This is a genomic window from Spirillospora sp. NPDC049652, assembly GCF_040675125.1.
In the GTDB taxonomy this organism is placed as follows: Bacteria; Actinomycetota; Actinomycetes; order Streptosporangiales; family Streptosporangiaceae; genus Spirillospora.
On sequence record NZ_JBFAOF010000214.1, the window covers coordinates 1 to 9,326 of the forward strand.

Genomic DNA, 9,326 nt, shown 5'->3' on the forward strand with positions numbered 1-9,326 from the left:
GCAGGCCCGCGCTGACGCGGTCCCGCTCGTCCCGCAGGCGGGCGAGCGCCGCGTCCGCCTCTTCCCTTGTCATGAGCCGACCGAGCCCCGCGTCAGCCAACGCGGCCCCCCAGCAAACCCATGATCGCCCCCGCCATCCAGGAAAAAGGTGCCGTTTTGAGGGATCAGTGTTCACCATGCGCGGGCGACACCTCAAGGGGAAGGCCGACCGGTGCCGGACGACCCCGCGAAATGTCGGTGCTCGAACATATAATCGAACCATGGCGAACGTCGCGACCCCCAGTCCCGGCCGGACCTCCACCGGTCCCGCCGCCGACGCGCTCTTCGAGGCCCCCGGGCCCACCCTCACCGCCGCCGAGATCGCGTCCCTCGCGCTCTCCCTGGCCCACCTCGGCGCGGGCCCGCAGGCGGCCACCGCCCGCCGCGCCCTCCGCCACCTCATGCCGCCCGGCGCCGACCACGACGAGGTCGTCGCCACCACCCTCGCGACCCTCACCGACCCGCTGTCCGCCACCACCGCCGACCGCGCCCGCGTGATCGCCGCCGCCATCACCGACCACCGCGTCGTCCGGCTCTGCTACGGCGACGCCAACGCGCACGTCACCATCCGCGAGGTCGAACCCGTCACCTGCCTCGTCCACCGCGACCACTGGTACCTCGTCGGCTGGTGCCGGCTGCGCCGGGGCGTCCGCGCCTTCCGCTTCGACCGCATCCTCGCGGTCGAGTCCACCGGCATGCCCGCCCGTCCCCGCCGCGCCGAGCGCTACCTCCCCTTCCAGAAGCGCCGTCTCTGACCCGGGCCTCCGGGCCGAGGACGAGCCCTCAGGCGAGCCCTCGGCCCGGAGCCCGGGCGAGCGCGCCATCGCGCGGCGCGGCAGGGACGTGGCGGTCCCTGCCTGCGGGTTCGCATCCGGTGCCGACCGCGCTCGCCGCCGGCGACCGGCTGGACGTCGGCGGCATCCGGGCCGCCGTGCGCCACCTGCCATACGCCGCGTCCGCTCGCCGTGAACGCGGTCGTCGCGGTGGTCGCGGGCAGGGCCGGGGCGATCGACCGCGCGGAGCTCGCCTTCGGCGTCGCCCGCGCGGTCGGTGGTGCGTTCGCGTGCGTGGCCGGGTCGGCCCCGGAGCAGGAGGGGCGGCCACGGTGCCGTGTCCTTTCGAGTGCCGCCGGGACGGCGCCCGCGCGCATTCGGCACACGCGTGTGTTTCTTGTGTCGTTGAGATGAAGGCACTTGTGAGGCCATGACCCACTCGGTCGTGGCCTTTCGCGCGTGCGGTGAGTGGTGGTGCAGGGCGGCGTCTTTTTCGGTCGAGGTGCGCCGTTGCCGTCGGCCGGTTCTCCCGTCAGCGGGGGAGGAAGGTGGTGGGGCCGGGCAGTGAGGCGGCGGTCCGGGTGACGGCTCGGGTGAGGCGGGCCAAGGGGGTGCGGCCCCGGTCGGCGGCCTGTTCGGCGCGGAGCGAGTCGATGATCTCCTGGACGGCCTTGCGCGCCAGGTCGCGGACCTCGGTGACGGTGAGGTCGTCGTCTTCCCGGCCCGCCCAGGCGGTCGTGTCGATCGGGGCGCCGAAGCGGAAGTAGAGACGTTCCGGGCGCGGGACGAGGGTGGGGCCGATGCCGCGGGCGAGCGGCATCATGAAGTCGTCGCGGCCCTTCGCCCGCTCGCCGAGGACCGAGCGGGCGAGGGTGCGGGCCGGGGCCAGCAGGCGGCTGTCGGCGTCGAGGACGGTCGTGAACATCTCCTCGGCCCCGACCGAGCCGAACGGGACGATCGGGCAGCCGGCCTCGACGGCGAGGCGGGCGAAGCCGAGGCGGTTCTCCCACTGGAGCCGGTACCGGTCGTCGCGGGCGCGGGCGGCCTCGCGGGCGCCGCCGGGGAAGACGACGACCATCTGGCCCGCGCGCAGCAGCGCGCGGCAGTTGTCGGGGGTGCCGTCGACCGAGCCGCCGAGGTCCATGATCCGCCGCCAGCCGGGGATCAGCCAGTGCGCGTGGTCGGCGAGCGAGCGCACCCACACGCCGCGCCGCCGGTGGATCTCGAAGAAGATCAGCGGCGCGTCGACCACGCCGTACAGGGTGTGGTTGCCGACCAGCAGCGCCGGACCGGACGCGGGCAGGTGGTCCAAGCCGTGGAAGACGGGGGAGGTCCAGGCGCGCCAGGGACGCAGGGCGCGGTCGGCCGCGCGGATGAGGGAGGCGGACGGCGGGGTCCACTCGGCAGGGGAGGCCATGCCGCGCATGCTAGGCGAGGGCGACCAAGCGCTTGACGCAGGAGTCAGCGGACGTGACGGCACCGCAGGTCGCGGCGCATGTGACGGCTGTTCCCAGGGCGTGCGCATGTGTGCCCACGTCGCCCGGCGGGGGTTCCATGCCCTCGGCCCGCACCGGTCGCCCGCGGGGCCGGGCGGGGCCGTCGTCAGAGCAGGCCGGAGTACTCGCCGCCGTCCACGCTGATCGCGGCGCCGGTGACGAACCTGGCCTGCTGGGAGCAGAGGAACGCCACGAACGCGCCGAAGTCGGCCGGGTCGCCGACGGTGCCGGTGGGGATCTCGTTGGCGACCGCGTCCCAGTCGCCGCCGCGCAGCGTGCGCAGCCGCTCGGTCGCGTGGTAGCCCGGCAGGAGGGAGTTGACGGTCACGCCGTCCTTGGCGACCTCCAGCGCGAGCGTCTTGAGGAAGCCGGTCGCCCCGGCGCGCGCGGTGTTGGACAGGATCAGGGTGGGGATCGGCTGCCGCACCGAGATCGAGGTGATCGCGACGACGCGTCCCCAGCCGCGCTCCTGCATGGCCGGGACGGCGGCCTTGCACATCGCGACGACCGACATCAGGTTCAGGTCGAGCGCGGGGGCGTAGGCGTCCAGCGGGGTGGAGGCGAAGCCGCCGGGCGGGGGGCCGCCGGCGTTGGTGACCAGGATGTCGACGCCGCCGAGCGCGTCCTGCGCCTCGCGGACGAACGCGGTCGCGCCCTCGGGCGTCGCCACGTCGGCGAGCACCGGGTGCGCGTGGTCGCCGAGCCGCTTGGCGGCCACGGTCAGCCGGTCGCGGTCGCGCCCGCAGATCGCGACCGACGCGCCCTCGGCGATCAGGGCCCGCGCCGCCTCCAGGCCGAGTCCGCTGCTCGCCGCGGCCACGGCGGCGCGCCGGCCCTTCAGTCCTAGCTCCATCCTCCGAAGGTTAGCGCGCGTCGCGGAGAAACCCGGCGGAGGGGGCTCTTGGACGGGTCCGGGCCGCTCACTTTGTCATTAGGAAGGCGAACTGACGCTGCGGACCGGTGTTGCTGAAATCACTTCACCACTTTACTCCAGCTTGACCGATCGGGGGCTGCCTGCGCAGGTCAGGAGGGCCGCTGATAGTCTTCTGGCGCTTTAATGCAGGTTGACGGTCCCCGCCGGGGTGTTGTTGTTTTCGTCCCGCCCAAGCGTGGAAGATCTTCCCCCGGGGGCTGCGTGTATCGGGGGGATTGATGGCGGAGGAAGACTCCTACGAACCCGTGCATTCCGACAAGGAACTCGGAATGCACCGGAAGATCAGCCGCCGCGACTTCATGGACGGGATGGCGGTCGCGGTCGGCGGAGCCGTGGCCGCGGGCGCGCTCTCGGGCTGCACGGCGGGCTCGTGGGGCGGCATCCACAACAAGTCGGTGGATCCGCCGGACGGCTGGAACTACGCGGGCGCGGGCAACCGCTCGTACCCGCCCGCGATGACCGGCCTCCGCGGCAGCGCCAACCCGGCGATGCGCGTCCCGCACCAGCTGCGCGACGGCATCTACTGGGCCGGCGGCAAGTCCGTGGAGGACACCGGCGAGCGCTACGACCTCATCGTGGTGGGCGCGGGCATCAGCGGCCTGTCGGCCGCCTACTTCTTCAAGCAGAAGAAGCCGGACGCCAAGATCCTCATCCTGGACAACCACGACGACTTCGGCGGCCACGCCCGGCGCAACGAGTTCCAGGCGAACGGCCGCCCGCTGATCGGCTACGGCGGCTCGCAGTCGATCGAGGCCCCGTCGGTGTGGAGCCCGGTGGCCAAGAAGCTGCTCTCCGACCTCGGCGTCCAGCCGAAGAAGTTCGACAAGTACTACGACCAGAACTTCAACAAGCGCTGGAAGCTGAACGACTCGGAGTTCTTCACCCGGGAGCTGTTCAACCGCGACCACCTGGCGGTCATGGAGAACGACACCCAGACGGCCAGGTCCCTGGCGGGCGCCCCGATGAGCGAGCAGGCCAAGGCCGCCTACCTGGCGTTGCAGGACAAGCCGGGCGACTACCTGCCGGGCATGAGCGCCGACCAGAAGAAGCTGAAGCTGGTCGACCTGACCTACCAGGAGTACCTCCGGGACTACGCCAAGATGCCGCCGGAGGTGCTCGCCTACCTCCAGACCTACACCAGCGACGAGTGGGGTTTCGGCATCGACGCCTTCGGCGCGCTCGACTCGTGGGCGCTGGAGTATCCGGGCTTCGCGGGGCTGAAGCTGGACCGCGGCAAGCAGCCGTACCGGTACTGCGGTCCCACGGTGCAGATCCAGTGGAACGCGGACGACCCGTACATCTACCACTTCCCGGACGGGAACAACGGGCTCTGCAAGCTGATGATCGGCCGGCTCATCCCCAACACGGGAGCGCCGGAGAACATGGACGCCGAGCCGCTGGCCCGCGTCGACTACGGCAAGCTGGACGTGGCGGGCAACGACGTCCGGCTGCGGCTGAACTCCCCGTGCGTGCGGGTGCAACACAAGGACGGCCTGGTCGGCGCCGACGAGGTCGAGGTCGACTTCGACCGGGGTGGGAAGGTCTTCCGGGCGCACGCCGGCCACGTGGTCATGGCCTGCTACAACACCATGATCCCGTACCTCATGCAGGACCTGCCGAAGGACCAGAAGCAGAACCTGTTCTACGGGACGAAGCTGCCGATGGTGTACGCGATGGTGCAGCTGCGCAACTGGGAGGCGTGGGAGAAGCTGCGGATCTACCACACCCGCTTCACCAGCGGCGACTGGGTGGTCGCCGAGCTCGACTACCCGGTGAGCTTCCCGGACTACCAGTTCTCCAAGGACCCGTCCCAGCCGATCCTGGTGCACATGATCCGGATGGCGACGCAGACCGGCTACCGCAACCCGCGCGGCGGCATCGGCCCGGGCCGCCGCGACCTGTTCGGCCGCCCGTTCGCGGCGTACGAGCGGACGATCCGCGACCAGCTCACCCGGCTGCTGTCGGGCGGCGGCTTCGACCCGGCCAAGGACATCCAGGCCATCACGGTGAACCGGTGGGGCCACGGCTACGCGCTGGAGTACGGCCGTCCGTGGGCGACCTTCTGGCCGGACGGGCCGCTGCCCTCGGTGGAGGGGCGCAGGCCCTACGGGCGCGTCACCATCGCCAACTCCGACTCGCAGAACCGCGCCTACGCCGACGCCGCGATCGACGCGGCCTGGCGTGCCGTCAGCGAGATGGCCTGACGACCGCCGGAGAACGCGACGGGACGGCCGGTGGCGCGCCAGGCGTCACCGGCCGTTCCCTCTCGTGCGGCGCGGCCTCGCGTGTCAGGAGCGTTCCCAGCGGACCGACGACAGCGCCAGCAGCGCCACGTGCAAGGACGCGCACGACTCCACGTCGTCCAGGTCGGCGTTGAGGACGCGCTCGATGCGCCGCAGCCGCTCGTAGAACGCCGGACGCGACAGGTGGGCGCGCTGCGCGGCGACCGCCTTGTTGCGCCCGCACTCCAGGTACAGCTCCAGGATGCGGGTGAGGTCGCTGCCGCGCTGGGCGTCGTACTCCAGGATGGGGCCGAGCTCGCGTTCGACGAAGGTCTGCAGGCGCGCGTCGTCCCGCATGAGGTGGAGCAGGCCGCGCAGCCGCAGGTCGGGCAGCCGGTAGAAGAGCCGGTTGGGGTTGGACGAGGAGCGGGCGGCGACGTCGGCGACCTGCTCGGCCTCCAGGAACGAGCGGCGGACGTCCCGGATCGACTCGACCACCGATCCGGCCGCCATCACGTAGTCGGCGCCGGACTGCTTGCGGATGCGGGTGCCCATGTCGTTCAGCGCGGTCTCGGTGTCGGCGCGCGCGGGCAGCGAGGCGAGCACGCCGACGCGGGCGTGCGGGCCGCCCTCGTCGAGGACGCCGACCAGCGCGGCGAGCCGGGCGTCCTTGCACGCGGCGGCGGCCGTCTCGGCGAGCTCGGCGAGCTCCCCGGCGACGATCGGCGAGGTCGGCGCGGACGAGGTGCGGGGCCGCAGCACGACGCCGAGCAGCCGCCGGCCGGACAGCGGCACGCCGAGCGCGCGGGCGCGGGCGGCGGCCTCCTGCGGGTCGGAGTAGGAGTGCGCGAGGATCCGGGCGATGATCGTCCGGTGCGCCTGCCGCTCCACCGACTCGGCGTGCCGGTCGAGCAGCCGGCCGAGCGCGAGGGTGGTGGCGGCGCGCTCGATCAGCACGGTCTCGCGCGGGGTGGGCGGGCGGCCGAGCGTGATGATCAGCCGCCCCCAGTCCTCGCCGCGCGCGCCGACCGTGGTGACCAGCCAGCCGGACGCCTCGTCGAAGGCGGTGCGGTTGCGCGGCCGGACGGCCCGGGACCGGGTCTCCCACGCCGACAGCAGCTCGGCGGGGTCGCGGGGGCCGGAGTCCATCGCGAGCACCTGGTGGGCGAGGTTCTCCAGCACGACCGCGTGCCCGCAGAGGGCGACGACCTGCCGGACGACCTCCTCGGTGGACGCGCCCTCCACCGAGAGCTGGGTGAAGATCTCGTGCAGCTGCTCGGAGGCGCGCAGCTCGGCGAACTGGTCCTGGAGGATACGGGCGTGGACGGACTCGGTGATGTCCACGAACGCGGGCTCGTGCGCGAGGACGACCACGGGCAGGCCGTGCTCCTCGGCGGCGGCGAGCAGCGGGCCGGGCAGCTCGGCGGCGTACCGGCGGCCGAGCTCGACCATCAGCCCGGAGACCCCGACCTCGGCGAGCTCGGCGATGTAGACGCGCAGCCGGTCCGGCTCGTCCGGGAGGGCGATGCCGGTGGTGAGCACCAGCTCGCCGCCGTGCAGCAGGTGGGCGATGTCGGCGACCTCGGCGACGTGCACCCAGCGCACGCGGTTGCCGAGGCGGTCGGCGCCCGCGACCACCCTGGGCTGGCCGCGGCGGACCGCCTCCAGCTGGAGGACGTCGGCGACGGTGGGAAGCATCGGGCCCGATGGTATCCGACACTGTGTCAGGGGGATTCGTCCGGCCACTTACATCCTGTAGGTCGCGCGGGCGGGCACGAACTGCGGAATCGGTGATAGAGCCCGCGTTCCGGCTGCGGATATCGTGACAATCCGCCTGCCAGGACGTCAATACTTCGGCGCGCATCTTGACACTGTGCGGGTAGCCGGGCCGCCGGGCCGCGGCCGAGGATGAGGGCATGTCCGAACACGCCTCGCTTCTCCAGCGCCACCGCGCGGTCATGCCGTCGTGGCTCGCGCTCAACTACGCGCACCCGATCGAGCTCGTCGGCGGCAAGGGCAGCCGCGTGACCGACGCCGAGGGCGCCACCTACCTGGACTTCTTCGTCGGGATCCTGACGAACATGATCGGCTACGACGTGCCGGAGGTGCGCGAGGCGGTCGAGCGGCAGCTCGCCACCGGCGTCGTGCACACCTCGACCGCCTACCTGCTGCGCGGGCAGGTCGAGCTGGCCGAGAAGATCGCCCGGCTCTCCGGCATCCCCGACGCCAAGGTGTTCTTCACCAACTCCGGCACCGAGGCGAACGAGACGGCGCTGCTGCTCGCCACGTACGCGCGCCGGACCGACCAGGTCCTCGCGATGCGGCAGAGCTACCACGGCCGGTCGTTCGGCGCCGTCGGCGTCACCTCGAACCGGGCCTGGAAGAACAACTCGTACTCGCCGCTGAACACCCACTTCCTGCACGGCGCGGACCGCCACCTGCCCCAGTTCAAGGGCATGTCGGACGCCGAGTACATCGAGGCGTGCGTCGCCGACCTGCGGCACGTCCTCGCGACGGCGACCGGCGGCGACGTCGCGGCGCTGATCGCCGAGCCGATCCAGGGCGTCGGCGGGTTCACCGCCGCCCCCGACGGACTGTTCGCCGCGTACCGGGAGGTCCTGGACGAGCAGGGCATCCTGTTCATCTCCGACGAGGTGCAGACCGGCTGGGGCCGCACCGGCGACAGCTTCTTCGGCATCGGCAACCACGGCGTGACGCCGGACATGATGACCTTCGCCAAGGGCCTCGGCAACGGCTTCGCCATCGGCGGCGTCGTCGCGCGCGGCGACCTGATGGACAACCTGCACGCGGTCGGCCTGGCCACGTTCGGCGGCAACCCGGTCTCCACGGCCGCCGCGAACGCCACGCTCGACTACGTCCTCGACCACGACCTCCAGGCCAACGCGCGGAGGCAGGGCGCGACGATCATCGGCGGGCTGAGGGAGGCCGCGCCGCGCTTCCCGATCGTCAAGGAGATCCGCGGCCGCGGCCTGATGTTCGCGATCGAGTTCGCCGACCCGGAGACCGGCGCGCCGAGCCCCGAGCTCGCGACCGCCGTGATGGAGGCGACCCGCGAGCGCGGGCTGCTGGTCGGCAAGGGCGGCCTGTACGGCAACACCGTCCGGATGGCCCCGCCGCTGACCCTCTCCGACGCCGAGGCCGCCGAGGGCCTCGGAATCCTGATCGACAGCCTGGAGACCGTGAACGGGGCCCGCAAGTGAGCAAGCACGTCACCCACTGGATCAACGGCAAGCCCTTCGAGGGGACCGCCGAGCGGCGGGGCGACATCTACGACCCCGCTCGCGGCGCCGTCGCGGGAAGCGTGGACTTCGCCTCGTCCGCCGAGGTGGACGCGGCCGTCGCCGCCGCGCGGGACGCCTTCCCGGGCTGGCGTGACACGTCGCTGTCCAAGCGGACCGCGATCCTGTTCCGGTTCCGCGAGCTCGTCCACCGGCACAAGGACGAACTCGCCCGGACCATCTCGTCCGAGCACGGCAAGGTCGTGTCGGACGCGGCGGGCGAGGTCGCCCGCGGCCTGGAGGTCGTCGAGTTCGCCTGCGGCATCCCGCACCTGCTCAAGGGTGGTTTCTCGGAGAACGTGTCGTCGCGGGTGGACGCGTACTCGATCCTCCAGCCGGTCGGCGTCTGCGCCGGGATCACCCCGTTCAACTTCCCGGCCATGGTGCCGATGTGGATGTTCCCGGTGGCGATCGCCTGCGGCGACACCTTCGTGCTCAAGCCGTCGGAGAAGGACCCGTCGGCGGCCGTCCGGCTGGCCGAGCTGTGGGCCGAGGCCGGGCTGCCGGACGGCGTGTTCAACGTCGTCCACGGCGACAAGGCGGCGGTGGACGGCCTGCTGGAG

7 protein-coding genes are annotated in these 9,326 nt (G+C 72.3%); 4 read left to right on the forward strand and 3 right to left on the reverse strand.

All coding sequences use genetic code 11. The features are described from left to right. The first annotated feature begins 260 nt into the window (after positions 1-260). Positions 261-794, forward strand: coding sequence for a helix-turn-helix transcriptional regulator (locus AB0J52_RS16365; RefSeq protein ID WP_500182407.1), 534 nt, complete (start codon positions 261-263; stop codon positions 792-794). Positions 795-1,344: 550 nt separating this feature from the next. On the opposite strand, the gene AB0J52_RS16370 is transcribed toward AB0J52_RS16365, so the two are convergent. Then, a complete protein-coding gene (locus AB0J52_RS16370; RefSeq protein WP_500182408.1) occupies positions 1,345-2,229 on the reverse strand; it encodes a lysophospholipid acyltransferase family protein in 885 nt (294 codons plus the stop codon). 185 nt (positions 2,230-2,414) lie between these two features. Next, positions 2,415-3,161, reverse strand: a complete 747-nt coding sequence (locus AB0J52_RS16375; protein ID WP_500182409.1) for an SDR family oxidoreductase — start codon at positions 3,159-3,161, stop codon at positions 2,415-2,417. Positions 3,162-3,460: 299 nt separating this feature from the next. Between AB0J52_RS16375 and AB0J52_RS16380 the strand changes: the two genes are divergently transcribed. Continuing rightward, entirely contained in the window at positions 3,461-5,446 is a 1,986-nt protein-coding gene (locus AB0J52_RS16380) for a flavin monoamine oxidase family protein (protein ID WP_500182410.1), read from the forward strand. Between the two features lie 84 nt (positions 5,447-5,530). Here the strand turns inward: AB0J52_RS16380 and AB0J52_RS16385 are convergent, their stop codons facing one another. Then, entirely contained in the window at positions 5,531-7,162 is a 1,632-nt protein-coding gene (locus tag AB0J52_RS16385) for a PucR family transcriptional regulator (protein WP_500182411.1), read from the reverse strand. 218 nt (positions 7,163-7,380) lie between these two features. On the opposite strand from AB0J52_RS16385, the gene AB0J52_RS16390 reads away from it, so the two are divergent. Both AB0J52_RS16390 and AB0J52_RS16395 read left to right on the forward strand, forming a co-directional pair. Further along, positions 7,381-8,685 carry an aspartate aminotransferase family protein gene (locus AB0J52_RS16390; RefSeq protein ID WP_500182412.1) on the forward strand — a complete coding sequence of 435 codons (1,305 nt, stop codon included), beginning with the start codon at positions 7,381-7,383 and terminating at the stop codon, positions 8,683-8,685. After that, the coding region (locus tag AB0J52_RS16395; protein WP_500182413.1) for an aldehyde dehydrogenase family protein at positions 8,682-9,326 on the forward strand (645 nt) is incomplete at its 3' end. The genes AB0J52_RS16390 and AB0J52_RS16395, both read left to right, overlap by 4 nt.

Bases quoted from the DNA above. Each gene is read 5' to 3' on its own strand.
- AB0J52_RS16365 (WP_500182407.1), top strand. From the start codon at position 261: ATGGCGAACGTCGCGACCCCCAGTCCCGGCCGGACCTCCACCGGTCCC.
- AB0J52_RS16370 (WP_500182408.1), bottom strand. From the start codon at position 2,229: ATGGCCTCCCCTGCCGAGTGGACCCCGCCGTCCGCCTCCCTCATCCGC.
- AB0J52_RS16375 (WP_500182409.1), bottom strand. From the start codon at position 3,161: ATGGAGCTAGGACTGAAGGGCCGGCGCGCCGCCGTGGCCGCGGCGAGC.
- AB0J52_RS16380 (WP_500182410.1), top strand. From the start codon at position 3,461: ATGGCGGAGGAAGACTCCTACGAACCCGTGCATTCCGACAAGGAACTC.
- AB0J52_RS16385 (WP_500182411.1), bottom strand. From the start codon at position 7,162: ATGCTTCCCACCGTCGCCGACGTCCTCCAGCTGGAGGCGGTCCGCCGC.
- AB0J52_RS16390 (WP_500182412.1), top strand. From the start codon at position 7,381: ATGTCCGAACACGCCTCGCTTCTCCAGCGCCACCGCGCGGTCATGCCG.